Source organism: Stenotrophomonas sp. SAM-B, assembly GCF_013387485.1.
Lineage (GTDB): Bacteria > Pseudomonadota > Gammaproteobacteria > Xanthomonadales > Xanthomonadaceae > Stenotrophomonas > Stenotrophomonas maltophilia_AA.
In genome coordinates this window covers 25730-42690 of sequence record NZ_JABBXB010000008.1, presented here as the reverse complement: position 1 = coordinate 42690, position 16961 = coordinate 25730, and the positions used below count along the sequence as shown (strand labels likewise).

At 63.5% G+C, this 16961-nt stretch carries 16 protein-coding genes; 6 read left to right on the top strand and 10 right to left on the bottom strand.

Annotated features, from left to right (window positions below; all coding sequences use genetic code 11):
* Positions 1 to 9: 9 nt before the first annotated feature.
* Together HH110_RS15445 and HH110_RS15440 are read right to left on the bottom strand one after the other, a co-directional pair.
* Positions 10 to 282, bottom strand: a complete 273-nt coding sequence (locus tag HH110_RS15445; RefSeq protein WP_176990496.1) for a hypothetical protein — start codon at positions 280 to 282, stop codon at positions 10 to 12.
* 338 nt (positions 283 to 620) lie between these two features.
* Positions 621 to 1484 carry a hypothetical protein gene (locus HH110_RS15440; RefSeq protein ID WP_176990495.1) on the bottom strand — a complete coding sequence of 288 codons (864 nt, stop codon included), beginning with the start codon at positions 1482 to 1484 and terminating at the stop codon, positions 621 to 623.
* Positions 1485 to 1727: 243 nt separating this feature from the next.
* On the opposite strand from HH110_RS15440, the gene HH110_RS15435 reads away from it, so the two are divergent.
* The 3 genes from HH110_RS15435 to HH110_RS15425 all read left to right on the top strand — a co-directional run bounded on the left by HH110_RS15435 (position 1728) and on the right by HH110_RS15425 (position 6858).
* Positions 1728 to 2285, top strand: coding sequence for a hypothetical protein (locus HH110_RS15435; protein WP_176990494.1), 558 nt, complete (start codon positions 1728 to 1730; stop codon positions 2283 to 2285).
* Positions 2286 to 2903: 618 nt separating this feature from the next.
* Complete coding sequence (locus HH110_RS15430) at positions 2904 to 3230, top strand: hypothetical protein (RefSeq protein WP_176990493.1); 327 nt, start codon at positions 2904 to 2906, stop codon at positions 3228 to 3230.
* A 13-nt stretch (positions 3231 to 3243) separates the two neighbouring features.
* Positions 3244 to 6858 carry a zeta toxin family protein gene (locus HH110_RS15425; RefSeq protein ID WP_176990492.1) on the top strand — a complete coding sequence of 1205 codons (3615 nt, stop codon included), beginning with the start codon at positions 3244 to 3246 and terminating at the stop codon, positions 6856 to 6858.
* Between the two features lie 30 nt (positions 6859 to 6888).
* Here the strand turns inward: HH110_RS15425 and HH110_RS15420 are convergent, their stop codons facing one another.
* Positions 6889 to 7104, bottom strand: a complete 216-nt coding sequence (locus tag HH110_RS15420; RefSeq protein WP_176990491.1) for a hypothetical protein — start codon at positions 7102 to 7104, stop codon at positions 6889 to 6891.
* Between the two features lie 195 nt (positions 7105 to 7299).
* Here HH110_RS15420 and HH110_RS15415 point away from each other — a divergent pair, with 195 nt between their 5' ends.
* Positions 7300 to 8445, top strand: coding sequence for a YncE family protein (locus HH110_RS15415; protein ID WP_176990490.1), 1146 nt, complete (start codon positions 7300 to 7302; stop codon positions 8443 to 8445).
* A 114-nt stretch (positions 8446 to 8559) separates the two neighbouring features.
* On the opposite strand, the gene HH110_RS15410 is transcribed toward HH110_RS15415, so the two are convergent.
* The 5 genes from HH110_RS15410 to HH110_RS15390 all read right to left on the bottom strand — a co-directional run bounded on the left by HH110_RS15410 (position 8560) and on the right by HH110_RS15390 (position 13576).
* Positions 8560 to 9243, bottom strand: a complete 684-nt coding sequence (locus HH110_RS15410; protein WP_176990489.1) for a hypothetical protein — start codon at positions 9241 to 9243, stop codon at positions 8560 to 8562.
* A 335-nt stretch (positions 9244 to 9578) separates the two neighbouring features.
* The gene (locus tag HH110_RS15405; RefSeq protein ID WP_176990488.1) at positions 9579 to 9716 is read right to left on the bottom strand and encodes a hypothetical protein; all 138 of its coding nucleotides are present in this window, start codon (positions 9714 to 9716) and stop codon (positions 9579 to 9581) included.
* Between the two features lie 155 nt (positions 9717 to 9871).
* Positions 9872 to 11461 (bottom strand): serine hydrolase, encoded by a 1590-nt coding sequence (locus HH110_RS15400; RefSeq protein WP_176990487.1) that lies wholly within the window; start codon positions 11459 to 11461, stop codon positions 9872 to 9874.
* Positions 11462 to 11618: 157 nt separating this feature from the next.
* The gene (locus tag HH110_RS15395) at positions 11619 to 13151 is read right to left on the bottom strand and encodes a M56 family metallopeptidase (RefSeq protein ID WP_176990486.1); all 1533 of its coding nucleotides are present in this window, start codon (positions 13149 to 13151) and stop codon (positions 11619 to 11621) included.
* A gap of 29 nt (positions 13152 to 13180) precedes the next feature.
* A complete protein-coding gene (locus HH110_RS15390; RefSeq protein WP_176990485.1) occupies positions 13181 to 13576 on the bottom strand; it encodes a BlaI/MecI/CopY family transcriptional regulator in 396 nt (131 codons plus the stop codon).
* 533 nt (positions 13577 to 14109) lie between these two features.
* Here HH110_RS15390 and HH110_RS15385 point away from each other — a divergent pair.
* Positions 14110 to 14922, top strand: coding sequence for an alpha/beta fold hydrolase (locus HH110_RS15385; protein WP_176990484.1), 813 nt, complete (start codon positions 14110 to 14112; stop codon positions 14920 to 14922).
* 111 nt (positions 14923 to 15033) lie between these two features.
* A complete protein-coding gene (locus tag HH110_RS15380; RefSeq protein WP_176990483.1) occupies positions 15034 to 15210 on the top strand; it encodes a hypothetical protein in 177 nt (58 codons plus the stop codon).
* Between the two features lie 12 nt (positions 15211 to 15222).
* Here HH110_RS15380 and HH110_RS15375 read toward each other — a convergent pair whose 3' ends face one another.
* Together HH110_RS15375 and HH110_RS19615 are read right to left on the bottom strand one after the other, a co-directional pair.
* The gene (locus HH110_RS15375; RefSeq protein WP_176990482.1) at positions 15223 to 16065 is read right to left on the bottom strand and encodes an MnmC family methyltransferase; all 843 of its coding nucleotides are present in this window, start codon (positions 16063 to 16065) and stop codon (positions 15223 to 15225) included.
* Between the two features lie 183 nt (positions 16066 to 16248).
* Complete coding sequence (locus HH110_RS19615) at positions 16249 to 16740, bottom strand: SH3 domain-containing protein (RefSeq protein WP_176990481.1); 492 nt, start codon at positions 16738 to 16740, stop codon at positions 16249 to 16251.
* Positions 16741 to 16961: the final 221 nt, after the last annotated feature.

The window sequence follows — 16961 nt, the reverse complement described above, 5'->3', positions numbered from 1 at the left end:
CTGACGCAGTCAGGTGGCGGTTCCAGGGATGAATATCTCTGCCAGGACGACGGTGCCATCGGACGAAACGGCATCGCCGGGAGGGGAAAGAATGCCGGCACCTGCCAAGGCTGTGGGCGTGGTAATTGCGATGTAGCGGACATCGTCAGAGGACTCTCCGCGCGCTTGTGCAGAGAAGAGAAGACCGTGCGCAAGAGAGCAAAGAAACTCGAAGTCGCCTTCGGCACTCTTGAATACGAACCTCGTTTCAAGCATGGACTTCAATGTCGCCACACGGGTCATGTCCAGCGAGTAGGTCCATTCCCGCCGCGGTTCAAGCTGAAGCGATCTTCACCCCCGCTTAGACCCAGGGCCCCGACCCTCTCGCTGCCCTTAAGGAGCACGTACTCGTACTGGGCGGGATCGCTACCATCCGATAACGCGCCCTGCACTCTCGACAGCACGATTCTGATGCCACTCTCGTTCTCGATGGAGGAGCGTGTTTCCTGCTGAGAAGTATTGGCCATTGGTATCCCTTCAAAAGAAAATCACTCCATCCGCATACTTTGCGGCTCAACCTCACGCTGACCCCGCTGGCTGCCCTGTCACGTCCGGCCGCTGCAGATTCCTGTACGTGCGCGTTACTTGGCCTTGGTCCGTGCCAAGAGGTCCCGCACTGCGTCTTCCATGCGCTTCCAGTCTTTCAGGAACGCCCTTCTGTAGTCGAGGGTGATGGAGAGCTTGTTCTCTACATCGGCGAAGTAATGGATGCACCCGGCGGCAACGGTGCCCTGCTCATGGATGACCTGATCACCTTCAAGCCGTACACCATCTTCGCGGAAGGTGGTGCTGTCGCACTTGATGAAGGTCGTGAGGTTGCCGGCCGGGCCGCGTGCCACGTACCAGTCATCCTCGAAGCCGGGATTGCGGGCATGCGGCTTGCGGTAGCGGGCTTCGTACTGCCCTGAGTACACGGCCATCTTCGCTTCGTCGATGGCGTAGGGAGTCAGCCCCATCGTCTCAGATTGGGCAACGCGCAGGTCCAGGCGATCCTTCGGATTTCCACGCTCCACCGAGTCGGCCTCGGTGACGGCCTCATTGGAGGATAGCCGTTCCAGTGAGGTTTCAATGGGAGCGCTGTCGATGTAATCGATCGAGACCGCGATCTCCTTGCGGAAGTCATTCGTCCGGGGATCTGCCCGAGCGCCTGGCGCAGTGGGCCTCATGTCCGGCCACTCAAGGATCAGGCTCACGCCTCCACCGGGCCACGGCGCAATCTGGCTATCCAGGTAGTTGGCCGGAATCCGGAAGATACTCGGCCCGAGCTCCACATCTACCGGCGCATCGGTGTAGGTATGTCCATTGATGGTTCGACCGGTTTCAGTCGCTTCCGACCTCTTCGAGTTCCCTTTCTGATCTGTAGGCGGCGTTCGTGCACAGGCGCTGGCGCTCAGGACAACGGCGAGTGCAGCCGTGAGGCACCGCCCGGATGACATCACGCTCATGGGCCATTCCATTGCATTGGATGGGGCAACTATAGAGGAGGTGCCGGTAGGGCTCCAGCTGGTCTCGAGGTGTTGAACGCACGTGAAGAATGCGCATGCAAAATTCAAGAGGATACGGTTCGAGAGATTGTCGTGCCGCTGGGGTCAGGTGAACGGGTTAACAGAATGCGCCGCCTCTCAGGTGGTACGGTCTGCAGCAAGCAACTGACATCGGTTGGAGCCTGCACGAAAAGATAGAAGCGCATGAAAACACTAACACTCGCATGCAATCTGCTTTTCATCGCCACTCGCTTGGGGGCGGCAGAGCCACCTGCGCCACCACTGAACGCTGCCGTGAAGCGCGTGACGTCTTCAGAGGCCGTCGACGAGGCAGAAGCAAGCCGGCGCATCGCTGAGAGAAGGGCGCTGGCGCCCGTGAACGCGGCACTGGTGCAGGAGTTCGGCGACCGTTACGCAGGGCGCGTGATCACGCGGGATCCCCTGAGGATGACAGTGCACCTGAAAGGCGCCGGCGCCGTGCCTGGCCGCATCGTGACCACAGCCATGGGGCCTGTCCAGGTGCGGTTTGTACCGGGGGCACGGCATTCAAGCAAGGACCTGCAGCAGATCGTGGCGTCCAACCGATTGCGGTCCTACTTTCCCAACGCCGGCGGGATGGGCGTGAACGCTGCAGAGAGCCGCATCGACATTAGCGTTGTGGATCCAGACACCCTCAAGGCGTACCGCGCGCGCCAGGCCGAAGTGGAAAAGGCGCTGGGCGTTCACCTTCATTTCAAGCGCTCTGCGGAGGTACGGCTGTAGCGACTCGAATCCGGGAGGCGCCAAGCAGGCGTGGTTCCGGGTCTTCCCACTGGCAGCAGGACGGCAATGATCCCGCACAGAACTCCCCGGCCGGCTACGCTCCCTGCGCCGTAGCCATAGCGACGAACCACGTACCAGATGCGGTGGCCCGGGATCTGGATGAGATGGGGCGGCGGCAGCACGGGTGGAGCAGAGGCCCCTACTGCGAGCGGTAAGCGCCGGGCCCATCCGCAGCTACGCTTTTCCCGCCGACTACGCTGCAGCCTGGGTAGGCCCCAGCTGCTGGTGCCGCTGATGTGATCTGCTCTCTTGATGCAGTGGCGGCCTTACGCAGCGAGACGGGTGCTGCTGAGTCACTGTCCTTTCTTCTTGCTCCAGAGGAGTAAGTCAGAATTTTCCGATAGTCCAAACAGGCCGCATGTGGCAGCCTGTAGTGTAGCCCGGCGCCGGCGGAGGCCATTCTTGATGGGCAGCGTTCCATCAGAACTCCACCGCTTCCAGAACCAAAGGGATGATGGAATCGCCGCTCGGGACGAGCGTGGAAGCTCGGTCCAAGACCCCAAGGGCGGTCAATACCCCAAATACTTGCTAGCAGCACCCCAAGATAGGAGGCCAGTTATGACAGATCCCCTGCCGCAGGTTCCCGTCAGACTTCGGGAGATGCTGAAAGACTATCCCGAACAGATGACCAACCTTCAGGAGCTGATGGCTTCGTTTGCTGGAGAACGTGCTGTTCCGTCGCGTTATGAGGAGCTCATATGGGCTCTGGAAAGTAGAGCCGGCAGGCTTCTCCAAGAGGCAAGGGCCGAGTCGAAGGCCGCGAAGGAGAAGGGGGACCTCGATCTGATCGCAAAGACTAAGGCCAAGGAGATGACCATGGGCAAGCTGGTCCTTCAGGCACCTTGGTCTGGAGACAGGGAGCTCATGGACTACTTCGGCAAGTAAAAGGACTTGTTGAATGAGTAGCAAGGCTGACCAGCTGAGCAGGGAGGAGCACGCTCGAATCCTGCGGGAAGAGATACTCCCAAACAGCAATTTTGACTCACTGACCTCTCATGAGCGGCCCAGGGCAATCATCCTCGCTGGTCAGCCTGGTGCCGGTAAGGGTGGGATCGGCGAGGTTGCGGAAGCTGAGGTCCGTCACGATGTTGCAGTAATTGATCCGGATCGGCTACGCAACTTTCACCCGGCCATCGACGACTTTCGGAGCCAGAACCCTGTCATCTGGTCCGGCCGGACTCACCCTGATGCAAGTGCATGGGCCGATGAGACCTTTGAAATCGCATCCGGCGGCAATAAGAACCTTATCCTGGATAAGACTCTTTCCAACGGTGAGCGGGCGGTCGAACTGATCAAAGACCTCCAGCGGCGCGGCTACGAAGTAGAAGTGCGAGTGGTCGCTACTCACAAACTGGAAAGCGAGCTCGGCGTAGACAGGCGCTTCACCAAAGGCATCGATATTGACGGCTACGGTCGCCATGTGCCGAAATCCGCGCGCGACGCGATCTATGACAGCATTCCGCGCAGCTTGGATATCCTGCAGGCAAAGACGAACGTCCCGATTCTCATCTACAACCGGGAAGGTGAGCTCCTTTACGGCAGCCGCGTCGATCCACGGCCAGCTGGACAAGCACTTGAGGAGGAGCGCACTAACCGACTTCGAAACCCATCGGTAACGCAGAATCTGCGTAGCCAAGGTGCCGAACAGTTGGATTGGCACGAAAAGGTACCTGAGCGCACCAACGATATCCCTGGCATGGATCGCGCCAGCCACGCCCAGCTGGTGCGCGAGCAGGGGTCGGAGGGCCTGGTCGAGAAGGCAAGAGTTCAAGCACAGGTTGGCGCAAGCCTTGACGAGATCATTCGTTCCGGCGCCCCACCCGCCGTCGTCGTTCGTGAGCCACAAGCACCAGATCTGAAACGGTTCGGGTTGGGAATGGGCGCCACCGTCCTGGGCGCGGCCGCCAGCGCGTACGATGCCCATGAAACCGCCGCGCGCGTCGGCTCGCTGCTGAAAGAGCAGAACCTGCCAGCAGCGCAGTCAGAGCTGACCCACTTCGCAGCCCGCGGCGTAGGCGGCTGGGGAGGCGGAACGCTGGCGGCAGGCCTGGTAGGCACCACTGGTGCCGCACCGGTGGCGTTGATCGCTGCCGATGCCTATCTGTTCTCAGCAGCCTTCGAAAAGGCCGCGACCCTGCGTGAAAACCATTCCATCTACAACCAGCAAGACAAGGCCGGAACGGATTGGAAGCACAACGGACACGCATGGGTTCGGGAGGCGTCGCTCGACCGAACGCAGGACGGGGTGGCCAACCCCATCAAGCAGGACGTAAGCGCCACCTACGAAAAGACGCGGGAACTGAACGCGCTGGCAAGTGCCCGTGCGGTAACACTCGAACTGGGCAAGGTGCCCGCTCCCCAGGATCCATTCAACGTGCCTGCTCGCCCCAGTGACCAGCGCGGCCTGGACAACGCAAACTGGCTGCGTGACGCGCAGACCGAGCGATGGGTGCGCCAGGTCAAGACCGGCGTCTCGGGTGCGAACGACCGTGGCAGCTACACCCAGGAAGTGGCAAGCCCCGAGCGTGCGAAGGAACTGGACCAGGAAGCGGTCGCGCGCACCAAGGACAACATCGCCAATGGTCGCGAGGCCGTGGTGGCAGCCTACGTTGAGAACCACGCTGCGCTCCGCTCGCAGGACTACGTCGCCGTTCCACCAGCGGTGGAGTTCGCGAGGGCCAAGGCGGATGTGGCGCGTGGCTCAGACGACCGGCTCTACAGACGGGATGCGGCGGAGCAGTGGACCCACGAGGGCGTTGCGGCGCACGGAAACCGCGCCTTGGAGCTGGAGCTGACCCGAGCGATTCGCCAGCCCTCGCTTGAGCAGTTCGACGCGTCGTTGTACGCAACGTTGGCACGCTCGGCACCGACTGCCGCCGAGGTAGACCGGAACGAGGTACTTCACCGCTATCAGACTTACAACGTTCGCGTGCCCGAGGACTATTTGCCGGCCATCGAGCTGGCTACGCAACGTACACGTGAGGCGCAGGGGGTAACTGGCCGCACGATACAAGAGTTGCAGCCTGCCGAATCCGGGTTGTACAGCGCGGATAGCGCCATCGTGCATTATCAGACCGGGCCGGACGGTGTAGCACAGCGTGTTGCCTTCACAAGTACTGAAGAGATTCAACGAGCTCACGCCGAACTTCAAGCGCAGGCGTTGGACCGCGCACCGCTTCCAGACACCCCTGAACTCCGCATCGACAGGCTCTCTCCTCGAGAACAGGAAGCGCATCAACAAGCCTTGCGCGAGGCGAACCGCCAAGGTGCCTCCACTGCCGAAGCGCAGCAAGCCGCCACTTTCGCGGCGATGGCTGCAGGTGGTGCGGACGTCGACGAGGCGCGAGCGCCCCAGCTTCCCGAGGATGTGGTCCAGGCCGTCCCGTTGCAGGCATTTGCCGCAGCGAGTGCAACAGCCGCGCCCGCGCAGATCGCAGCGGCTGCCATCGCCGCCGCGCCTGCGCTCCCTGATCACGATACACAGCCCAAGCAGCGTACCGAAGCGCCGCGGCCGCCCACGCAGGACGCCGCTGCCACGGCGGAGCAAAAGCGAAGCAGGGAAGACAATGCCCGCAACGCTGAGCATGTAGACCAGTTGCACCGGGAAGACAATGCGCTGCATCGTCAACAGCAACCCGCGCAGCAGGCGGCGGACTTCGTCTCTGTGCCAGAGCGATCAGAACGAACAGTGCTGCCGGCAACTGAGGCGCCGGAGCGCGCGTCCGCGGCCGGCCACGCGCAGGAAGCAGAGCTGCTGAGATCCCGCAACGAAGCCCCAGCCCGCAACGAAAATGCCGAAATCACCCGTCAGCTCCCGACGGCCACAAGCGAAGCGAGTGTCGAGCCTGAGACCGAAGGTCAGAGGCTTCACACAACTGAAACCGCGGAGCTGCAGGCAGCCCGCTTCAACGCGGAGCCGTCTCCGACCGATGCAGCGGAGCACGAACGGCTTGCGGCGCCCGAGAATGACCAATCTTCCGAAGAGCTTGCCAACGCACAGGTGGCGCCAACGGAAGTGCCTCCACCACAGGAAGCCCTGACCGAGACGCCAGCACCACCCGACGAAGCAGCACCCTGGACACCCGTCAACCCGCACCATCCGGACCATGCGCTCTACCAGCAGATCCGCAAGGAAGTCGCCAGGCTGGACGAGTCGCACGGACGCAGCTACGACCAGACCAGCGAGCGCCTCACCGGCAGCCTGCTGGTGCTGGCCAAGAGCAACGGTCTGGACCGGGTGGACCACGTGGCGCTGAGCAACCCCACGGCCCAGCAGCCCGGCGCGCATACCGTATTCGTCGTGCAGGGCGACATGGGCAACCCCGGTCACCTACGCGCGGGCATGCCAACGGAACAGGCGGTGAAGACCCCTTTTGAGGAATCGCTGGAGCAGTTTGACGTGGCCGCGCACGAGCAGGAACAGCGCAACCAGCAAGTGAACCTCCAGCGGCAGCTTGAAGATGACCGCGTGCAGCATGACATGCAGATTGCGGCCGCCAGCGTAGGCGGCTAGCTCACCCACCTGCCGGCGTCGGCGCCTGGCTCAGCTGTTCAGCAGCAGCCCAACCGGCGGCCACACCACATACGCGCGGTCCAGGTCGTAGTCGTTGCCGAACGCCAGCGCCGCCTCGCGCGGCTCCAGGTCGTAATAGCTCACCAGCAGGGCTTCGTCCATGCCCGCATCGCTGTGATTGATGGCGAACAGGCCCAGCATGGCCTCGTCGAATTCTTCCAGCCAGTCAGTGTCGATCTTGTTCATGAGGGATTCTCCAGAGCGGACGGCAGGATCGCCCATCGCCGTCTCACCGTTTGGGATCGGGCCGAACCCGACACCCTTGGCCGCGCCTGTTAAGATGGCCCGCCAGCCAGCCTGTCCACGTCTTCGGATAGTGGTCGGCCGCTTCCAGCGGCCCGCGAGCCAGGACACCTCCCGTGCCCATCCAAGGAAGCTCGCATGCACCCTCGTTCCCTGTTTCGTTCGGCCGCCCTGGCCCTCGCCGTCAGCCTGACTCTCGGCACTCCGTCGGCCCTTGCTGCTGAGCCGACCACTGCCGCCGCAGCCGCCACCAACGCCGCCGTCCAGCGCAAGGCCGTCGCCCAAGGCCTGTACGAGCTGGCCTTCAGCCCCAAGCAGAATGCCGTGTTCGTCGCCTCCTCGGGCGGCTTCGGTGATGCAGCCGGTCCGTCGCAGGTCCTGCGCCTGAATCCGGAAACGCTGGCCATCGAGACCACCATTCCGCTGGAGCGCAAGGCTTTCGGTGTGGTGCTGGACGATGCCAACAACCGCCTGTACGTCGGTAACACCGTCGATACCTCGGTCACCGTGGTCGACACTGCCACCAATCAGTCGGTCGGCATCGTGCAGCTGATGGAGAAGAAGGTCGGCAAGGATGGCAAGGCCGCCTACACCCACGATCTGCGCGAGCTGGTCGTCGACGGCGCCAATAACCGTCTGTACGTCACCGGCCACTCGGGTGAGGGCAGCGTGCTGTTCGTGGTGGACACGAAGTCGCTGAAGGTCATCAACACCATTCCGGGCCTGGGCAACGCCAAGGCGCCGGGGCTGGCACTGGATGCCAAGGCCAAGCGCGTGTACACCTCCAACCTGCTGGCCGAGCTCGTCACCGTCGGCACCGATAGCGGCAAGGTCGAGCAGCGCTTCAAGGTCAGCGCGGAGCAGCCGATGAACATCGCGCTGGATCCAGCTGGCAAGCGCTTGTTCGTGACCGACCAGGGCTCGGAGATGATCCGCAACTACCAGGCCAGCAGCTCGGGCTTTGAATCGAAGCATCCGGGCCAGCGCGTGCTGGTGCTGGACCGTACCACCGGCAAGGAACTGGCCAGCATCCCGACCGACGCCGGCCCGCTGGGCATCCTCCTGGACGCACCGCGCAAGCGCCTGTATGTGACCAACCGCGATGGCGGCACCGTGACCGCGTACAACAGCGACACCTACAAGCAGGTGGCGACGTACGCGGTGCCGACGCACCCGAACAGTCTGGCGCTGGATGCCAAGAAGAATGTGCTGTACGTGACCGTCAAGAACGGTGACAGCGAGCCGAAGGGCAGCGAAGAGTCTGTTGCTCGGATTGCGCTGTAACTCTCTGCGGCTAGAACAAAAACCGGCCGCATTCTGCGGCCGGTTTCACTTTTGCACTCAATTTCGCTTTTTTTGTCCTGCTCGGCCCGCGCCAGCGTGTGGTAAATGTCTGAGCTACCGAGCAAACTGCGTGCCCCTGTGAGATCCGCAGCGCCTGGGAATGCACACATCCATGGAGGTGTTTACAAACCTCGACTGGTGCACGATGCAGGCCACAAACACTTGGCCGCTGTCGGTGAATGCACCTGAGAAGTGTTTAACGTCTGTGTAGGTGCAACGACCATTGTCGACGCCAACCGTAGCTCGTCGTTGCCCCCCTACAGAGCTCTGCATCCTCATTTGACCAGTAGAGTGATAGGTAACGCCGACGGGAACCTGCCCACTAGGTGCGGTCGTCGTAACCCAGTCAACACTTTTAGGAGCTATCTGATGACCAAGCTCGCCTTCCACGGATTCTCCTTCGCATGCCCAGCCACTAGCTGAGCCGCCTGCAATCCCTTCACCTGAAGACGGTGTCATGCCAACCGATTCGCAGATCGCCTGGTGGTACAGTTTCGTCGCTTCTGTTTGCTCATCGTAGCGATAGATAAGGCGACCATAGCCATCCGACTTCAGCAGCTGCTCGACGGCCACAGATGCTCCATTGAAGTCGCTCCACTGACTGCGTCTGATGACGTGAGTATCTCCATTAGCATCTGTCACAAACTGATCGGTGCTAGATGAAGACTCGGTAGCTGAGGCCTGCGCAGCCATAGCCAACGAGAGTAAGAATGCCACTGCAACCCTTTTCATCTTCATGTCGAAACCTCCACGTTTCGTTGAATGGAGGTGTGAGGGTCACCGATGCCGAGGCCTAGATCAGTGATCAAGGTCAAATGCCAAGGATCTTCAGAGTTCTCCCACTTTGGCGTTGCTCACAGCAGTCGAGCCTGACGCTTACGAAGCGAGTTCGATTATTCAGCGGTAGCTATCAAATAGCCGATCACCACTTGCACTTTGCTCGGTGGTAGACGAGTGCGTGATGACTCGCGCTATCAGCTGCTGTTGCCTTAGTCGATAGCGAAAATCCCTCCAGCGACGCCTAGGTTGAAGCGCGCAAGCTAGGAGCGATCAGAACCGTCCGCGCATCAGGGTCAACGGCAATTGTGCATGCGGAACTCCCACACCTCGGCATTCCTCCCGGCCTTCTCGGACAGCTCCCGATAGGCGTGCGCCTTGAGGACGCGGCGGCCGTTCAACTCATCGGTCAACATATCGAGGTAGTCATCCACTGCTGCCTCCAGCTCACTGTCTGTCGAGTGCTCCACCATGGCGCAACCAACTCCAATGCGAATCCTGGATTCGCTGGAACCAGCCTATCGCAATGCACTGCGTCAAAGAATGGAGTAGTTGCGATTGTCTCAACAGATAAAGATCGATCCGGCGGCTACTGCGTTGCTAGCTTCCGCCGCACGTAATACCCCCGCCCCTCCCCAAACACCACACTCAACGCGTCCACCTTTCCAAACGAATCACGATGGAACTCGATCTCCAGCCCATCGATATCCGGTGACACAAACCGATTCGGCGACACCGGCAGCACCCGTCCATCGCGGTTCGTGCCCGCCACACCCACCCGCACTTCCCCATCAGCCACCTTCACCTGCAGCGCCGGAACATCGAAGATGTCCGCCAACGCACGGCGCTGTGCCATCGGCACGCTCTCGTCCTGCTCGAACACCCCGGCATAGTCCGCATACCGCGGCTCGCGCAGGTCCAGCGCAATCGTGCGTACGGCGGGATTCACCCCACGCCCGATCGCATCGGACAGCGCATTGCGGATCTCCGTCGCCAGCGCGGCGCCATTCTCGCCATTGGTAAGAATCACGAAGCCGTCGCCCGTCTCCAGATACCCCTCGATCCACGCCCGGTAACTGTCGTTGGAGCCGCCGTGGTGGAAAATCCGGGTCTGCCCGGTACCGTCCAGGCGCGGGCCAAGGCCGTGCCAGCTCGGCGACACCTCGGTCATCATGTCGGTCGCGATGGGCCGCGGAAAGAAGTCGCCCTGGCCACGGTAGCTGGCCGTAAGAGCAGCCACGAACGCGGCCAGGTCGTTGGCGCTGGTCCACAGGCCGGACGCGCCCTGTTCGGGGAAGGACTGCCAGCCGCGCGGCAGGGCGGTGAGCTTGCCGTCGCCGTCATGCGCTTTGGCGACGTTGTCGGTGTTGGTGGGTGGATCGGTGAAACGACTGCGCTGCATATGCAGTGGTTCGAAGACCTGCCTGCGTGCGAGCGTATCCAGCGGCTGGCCGGTCGCGTCTTCGAGCACAAGCTGTTCGACCATCACGCCGCCGCCGGAGTAATCGCCCCGCTCGCCGGGCGGGTGGATCAGGCGCACGGGTTTGTTTCTGGCCGGGGCGATGCCATCCAGTGTCTGCAGCAGGGTGGGCAGCGGTTCGCCGGGCAGGTAGTCGGCGAAACCATGCACGCCCAGCCCGGCGGTGTGCGACATCAACATGCGCAGGGTCAGTCGCGGCGCCGGTACCGACGGGGTAGCCGGCACTTTCCAGCTGCGCAGATACATCGCGATGTCCTGGTCCAGTGCGAGGGTGCCGTCTGCGACCAGTCGCAGCGATGTGGCGGCCGTAACCACCTTGCTGACCGAACCGACCGAGAACAGCGTGTCGGCATTCACGGCATTCACGGCAGCCTGGGTGCCCGCCTCGCGTGTGCCGTAGCCGGCGCTGTGCACGAGCTTGCCGTCGCGCAGGACGGCAATCGCAACGCCAGGGACATGGTGCTGGGCCATGCGTTCCTGCAGCGACCAGTGCGGCAGCGCGCCGTCGGCCGGCACCACGGTGGGGCGCAGGCCGGAGGTGAGCGCCTTACGGATCGTCGCGTCTTCGCGGTCCGCCGCCGCCGCGGGGCCGACAAGCAGCAGTACCAGCGCGGCACACAGCGACGCGCGCAGCAGGCCGACCTGAACGCTGCGGGTTCGCGAATGTAGGGGTGCCTGCGGAGTGGATGCGTAAGCCATGCGATACCTCATGAGGGGGCGATGCGCGAAAGACAGGCGTGCGCGTGCACGCCGCAGTGAGGGGGCGATACGGTGCAGCGAAGGAGGGCATTGCATGGCGGGCGACGGCCGCGGCGCCATCGCACGGATCAGCGTCACCCGCGGGTAGTGTGGCCGGTCAGCGTCTGCCGGCGATCGCACCACGCTGGGTGAGGTAGTCACGGACGCGATCGTTGCGCGCCTGGTTCAGCGGCGAGCGCCACTGTCCCTGATCGGCGACTACGCCCAGGTTGACGTCGGCGCCGTGCTCGACCAGATAAGCGACGGTGTCGACGTCGCCGGAGCGGGCCGCGTTGATCAGCGGGGTTTCGTCGTAGGCGACGATGCGGTTGACGTCGGCCCCGGCACCGACCAGGCGCTCGACCACCGGCAGATGACCGCGACGTGCTGCAGCGATGAGCGGATTGCCATCGCCACGCGAGGCCAGGTCGGGCTGCGCGCCGAGGACGAGCAGCGCGTCGACCATCGCAAGCTCGCCCTGTTTGGCAGCGATGATCAGTGCGGTGCCGTCGCCGCTGACCTGTGTATCCACGGCAACCCCCGTCTTGACCAGCTGCTGCACGCGGGAGACGTCGCCAGTGCCGGCAGCGCTGAGCAACTGCTCGGCCTGCGGCGAGGCGCCACGCGGCGAGGCTGCAGGCGCGTCTTCGACAAGGATGACGGCCTTGCCCAACCGCGGCGTGGCCGCAACAGTGACGCCAACGTGCGCGACCAATGCAATTGCACACAGGGCGCCCCAGCCCAGGCGCGTCGTCCAGCGGGCAGGGCGTGTATCCAGGGTGAGCAGCCCATCGATGCGCTGGCGCAGCCCAGTGCGGGTGGCGGACATGGCCACGGCCAAGGGCACACTGCGATCGCGCTGCTGGATCAGTCCGGCGATGCCCGTCAGCAGGGAGTCGGCATAGCCACGGCCACTGCCGCTGCCGCTGCGCAGTGCGGCACGCTCGTCGCAGGCCATCTCGCGGGCGAGATCCAGGCGGCGGCCCAGCAGGCGCAGGAACGGGCTCCACCAGTAGACGGCGAGCAGTGCGCGCTGTGCGGCGCAGATCCACAGATCGTGCCGACGGATATGCGCGGCTTCATGCAGCAGCAGATCGCGCAGCGCGGCCGGGGGCAGGGTCGATGCCATTGTGGTCGGCACCAGAATGCGCGGCGACCACAGGCCGACCACCATCGGGCCGGGGGCCCTGTCGGACAGCGCAATGCGGGCACCAGACGGCAGCTCCCCGCGCAGCAGTGACTCCAACGCGGGCGCACGCCGCGCGCTGCGATGCAGGCGACGTGCGTGCCAGGCGCCTTGGCCCAGTCGACCCAGCCCCCACAGCGTGCCCAGCAGCCACATCACGACAACGCCGTGCAGCAGGGTCGGTGTGGTGGTGGAGGTAGTCATCGCGTGGGCAACGTAGGCCGGCTTCGGCGCGATAACCTGCACCGCGCTGTTCGCGGTGGGCGGCGACACGGTCTGCTGCGCGACGGCAATCGGCGTCGGCGCACTGCGCGGCAGCAGGACCAGCAGCGGTGACGCCGCCGCCAGCACGAAGGCGGCGCACAACGCCCAGGAGCGCGCTTCCGCACTGAGCCGGCTTCGCCCCAACACGAGTGCGGCCAGTGCGAACAGCAGGGCGCTGTGCCAGAGGTGTTGAACTGCCATCGTCGCCAGGGCTTGGGTCCAATGCACGGTCATTTGGGCGTCCTCGAGGGAGATGCGTCATCCACGCGCTGCTGCAGGGCCTTGAGCTCGTCAGCGTCCATGTCGTGCTCATCGATCAGGTGCTGGGCCAGCACACTGGGCGAATCGTTGAAGAAGGATTTGAGCAGATTCTCCAGCGCCTGCCTGCGCGCTTCGCTGCGGGTGATCGCGGCGCTGTAGATGAAGGCGCGCCCTTCGCTGCGATGGTGGACCAGGCCCTTCTTGTCCAGCACCTTGAACATGGTCAGCACGGTCGTGTACGCGACCGGCTTCTTCCTGGACAGCTCGTCGGCGACCTCACGCACGGACGCCTCCTTCTTCTTCCAGAGCACCTCCAGGATGCGGCGTTCGGCGTCGGTCAGGGCGGGCGAGACGGGGCGGGCCATGGCTGTCTACTGGTTCGTTAGTTGATGGCCGCATCGTGCGCCCGCCGGATCGGCGGTGTCAACTATGTAATTAGTAATGGGTCGCTGGCAGCCCTCTACGGGTCTGCGTGGCGACGCAGCAGCGCACAGCTGGCACACCGTTCGGTCAACGGGATCTGCCGTAGTGCGGCGCTCAATGCCGCGCGGGACGCGGGGTGTGCACCGAGCCCATGCAGCAGCAACGTGATGGCGAGCCCGCAACAGGCTCCGTCGGGCGGGATGGGCGCCGCGGGTGGCAACGTCCGGCGTGATCTCATGACAGTCCATGTACCGATTCCCAGCGTCGACGATGCCCCACGGCAACTATCGTCGGGCGCTGTCTCAGAAGCTGAGATCGCACCGCGTCATCCCGCCGTCGTGTCGCTGAACCCATTGGCGGATGTCAGTCAGGCCTGTGCACGTCACGTCAGTGATGCCGCGGAATCGTTCACGGCCTGCGCAACCTCGCATGCCTAGGATCGATCCTTCCTTCCCCATCGCTCCAAGGAGTTCCCATGGCTGCTTCCCGCGTTCGCCTGCACGTTGAAGATTCCGGTGGTACCGGCCGCCCGGTGGTGCTGATCCACGGCTGGCCGCTCTCGGCCGAATCGTGGAAGGCGCAGGTTCCCGCGCTGCGCGATGCGGGCTACCGCGTGGTCGCGTATGACCGCCGGGGCTTCGGGCGCTCGGACAAGCCGGCCGATGGCTATGAGTACGACACGCTCGCTGATGATCTGGCCGGTGTGATCGAGGATCTGGGCCTGAAGGACGCCACTCTGGTCGGCTTCTCGATGGGCGGTGGTGAAGTGGCGCGCTATGTCGCCAAACATGGCGAATCGCGCCTGCACAGCGTGGTGTTCGCCTCGGCGGTGCCGCCCTACATGCTCAAGACCAGCGACAACCCCGAGGGCCCGCTGACAAAGGAAAAAGCGGATGAAATGCGCGCGGGCCTGGAGAAGGATCGTGATACGTTCTTCGATGGTTTCACCAAGGATTTCTTCAGCGCCAACGGCGAGCTGAAGGTCAGCGAGGAAGAGCGCCAGGCCGCGATCATGCTGTGCAAGCAGTCCGACCAGGCCGCGGCGCTGGGTTGCATGAAGGCCTTCGGCACTACCGACTTCCGTGGCGACCTGAAGAAGATCACGGTGCCGACCCTCGTCCTGCACGGCGACAGCGACGGCACGGTGCCGTTCGAAGGTTCGGGCAAGCGCACGCATGAGGCCATCGCGGGCAGTGAGGTGGTGGTGCTGAAGGATGCGCCGCACGGGTGCAATGCCAGCCATGCCGAGACGTTCAACAGGGCGCTGCTGGACTTCCTGAAGAAGTAAGTCGCAGGACGTCCGCAGATAGCGCCCGGCACGTTGCGATCACGTGTCGGGCGTTCTTGTAAGCTGCACTCGCTGAGCGGGAATGCAGCGTTACTCCGCACGAGACCGCCCATGCGCCAGCCCGAGACACCGCCGTGGAAGAAGCCCAATCCCAACGGACAGAAGAAGTCGCAGCCGCTCTCTGAAGCGCAGAAGAGCGCGGCCCGTCAGCGCGCCGAGGAAAACGGGCGGCGTTATCCCAATCTGGTCGACAACATGTGGGCGGCCAAACTGCCACGCGGCAGTTGATCGGACCCCAGCTCAGCGCTTGACCGCGACCACCCCATCCATCGCCAGCTCGGCCTTGAACCCCGCTTTCTCCAGCCGCTTGGCGACCTCGCGCGGCACATCGCGGCCGCTGGTCAGCTTGTTCGGCGCACCGGTGTAATGGAACATCCGGCCGCCCTTGCGGATGACGCGTGCGAGCTGATCGTAGAACACCTGCGAATACAGCTCGCCGGCAATGCCGAAACGCGGCGGGTCATGCAGGATCGCGTCGACCGAAGCGCTCCCCAGCCCTTCGATTTCCTGCGACACGTCGCCCTGGCTCAGTGACAACCGGCCACCGCTGCTCTCCGCGTCCGGGTCTGGCGACCACGGGTTGAGCGTGCGCAGCCACAGCACATCCGGATTCTTCTCGAAGGAGCGGATGCGGGTGACGCCGCCTTCCAGGCAGCACGCGGCGAAATAGCCCAGGCCGCCGCAGGTATCGAGCACGGTCTTGCCGGCCGGGGCGATCAGCGCGACCTTGCGGCGGGCATCCTCGAACGGGGACACCTGCGCGCTGGGCAGCATCTTGATGCCGTCGATCTCGAAGGTCGGCGCGTCCCAGTCGGTCGGCACCAGCTTTATCAGTGCCGACCCGAAGCGCGAGATCGCCAGGAACTCCTCGCCGTCCCAGTAGTACAGGGTGCGGTCCTTGGTCTTGCCGGGATAGGCATAGGTCTCGCCTTTCCACTGCCAGTGGTCGGCCGCCAGCAGGGCGGTGCCGGTGGAGCGGCCGAGGTCGAGCGAGCCCGTCCATTCCCCGGTGCCGGCATCGCGGGCGCGGGTCAGGGTCTCGGCAAGCGGGCGGGTCAGCAGGGGGCCGGTGTAATGGGGCACGGGATCTAAGGCCGCGGCGCGAGCGCCGGACGGTATGGAAGTCAGGGGTGGGCATCGTACCTGAGAAGGCTGAGACGTCGCCTGACTGGGCCTCCGCAGTGCGTCTCGGCACCTTACGTCAGCTCTCAGTAGGCTGCGAAGACTGCCAGACTAAGAGGTGCCACCGACAAGCGTACGGGCCAGCTATCGATAGCGTTTGTTTCCGCCTGAAGTTATGCAGTATCGACCTCCTCTGGGTCCATAGCAGTTGTTAGAAGAGGAGCAAGGGCAGCTGCTGCTGGAAGAGAATGACGACCTGGCGGCACCACTGGGTGCTGGAACTGCGGACCTTGCGCTGCGAGCTGCACGCGCGGTCGTGTTGGCAGCGCAACTGGGGGTGCCGCATAGGCGCTCAGATGAGACCCATCTCGTCGGCTGGCCGTCTCCCGATATGCGTACCCAAGATGCATCTCGACCATGCACCGTGACGCTGTCCGAGCGCTTGAGTTTTCCCACTACTTTTCCGTTCGGTGATGAACGAACGTTGAGAGCGTCAGCATTAACGTAGCGCTCCTCCAAATCGGGTGGGGCAGCGGGTGGCGATTGAGTAGTTGCAACCGCCTGCTGTGGTGCGGAAACGCTTCGCGGCACGTCGTCACTCTTTCGGCCGCATAGACCGACCAGCACGGCAAACATCGCAACAACTACAAGTCCTAGCCCGTTTCCAGATCTCGTCCTTGTCATCTGTCTATCTTCCTTCAGTCGTGACCTTGAGGTGTCAGCTGCCATCCATCACGCCGCTGACGCATTCACATCCAGAACTGCGCAAACGCTCTTCCCGAGGAAGAAAGGTGCCATGTTCCCGCGCCACGTGGAGGCTAGTTTCGGAACTTGGACGACTGCACAGCGGGTGCAAT

Excerpts from the sequence above, each read along its gene's own strand:
- HH110_RS19615 (WP_176990481.1), bottom strand. The coding sequence starts at position 16,740 with ATGTTTGCCGTGCTGGTCGGTCTATGCGGCCGAAAGAGTGACGACGTG.
- HH110_RS15445 (WP_176990496.1), bottom strand. The coding sequence starts at position 282 with ATGACCCGTGTGGCGACATTGAAGTCCATGCTTGAAACGAGGTTCGTA.
- HH110_RS15410 (WP_176990489.1), bottom strand. The coding sequence starts at position 9,243 with ATGAAGATGAAAAGGGTTGCAGTGGCATTCTTACTCTCGTTGGCTATG.
- HH110_RS15425 (WP_176990492.1), top strand. The coding sequence starts at position 3,244 with ATGAGTAGCAAGGCTGACCAGCTGAGCAGGGAGGAGCACGCTCGAATC.
- HH110_RS15395 (WP_176990486.1), bottom strand. The coding sequence starts at position 13,151 with ATGGCAGTTCAACACCTCTGGCACAGCGCCCTGCTGTTCGCACTGGCC.
- HH110_RS15380 (WP_176990483.1), top strand. The coding sequence starts at position 15,034 with ATGCGCCAGCCCGAGACACCGCCGTGGAAGAAGCCCAATCCCAACGGA.
- HH110_RS15430 (WP_176990493.1), top strand. The coding sequence starts at position 2,904 with ATGACAGATCCCCTGCCGCAGGTTCCCGTCAGACTTCGGGAGATGCTG.
- HH110_RS15400 (WP_176990487.1), bottom strand. The coding sequence starts at position 11,461 with ATGGCTTACGCATCCACTCCGCAGGCACCCCTACATTCGCGAACCCGC.
- HH110_RS15385 (WP_176990484.1), top strand. The coding sequence starts at position 14,110 with ATGGCTGCTTCCCGCGTTCGCCTGCACGTTGAAGATTCCGGTGGTACC.
- HH110_RS15440 (WP_176990495.1), bottom strand. The coding sequence starts at position 1,484 with ATGAGCGTGATGTCATCCGGGCGGTGCCTCACGGCTGCACTCGCCGTT.
- HH110_RS15415 (WP_176990490.1), top strand. The coding sequence starts at position 7,300 with ATGCACCCTCGTTCCCTGTTTCGTTCGGCCGCCCTGGCCCTCGCCGTC.
- HH110_RS15420 (WP_176990491.1), bottom strand. The coding sequence starts at position 7,104 with ATGAACAAGATCGACACTGACTGGCTGGAAGAATTCGACGAGGCCATG.
- HH110_RS15435 (WP_176990494.1), top strand. The coding sequence starts at position 1,728 with ATGAAAACACTAACACTCGCATGCAATCTGCTTTTCATCGCCACTCGC.
- HH110_RS15390 (WP_176990485.1), bottom strand. The coding sequence starts at position 13,576 with ATGGCCCGCCCCGTCTCGCCCGCCCTGACCGACGCCGAACGCCGCATC.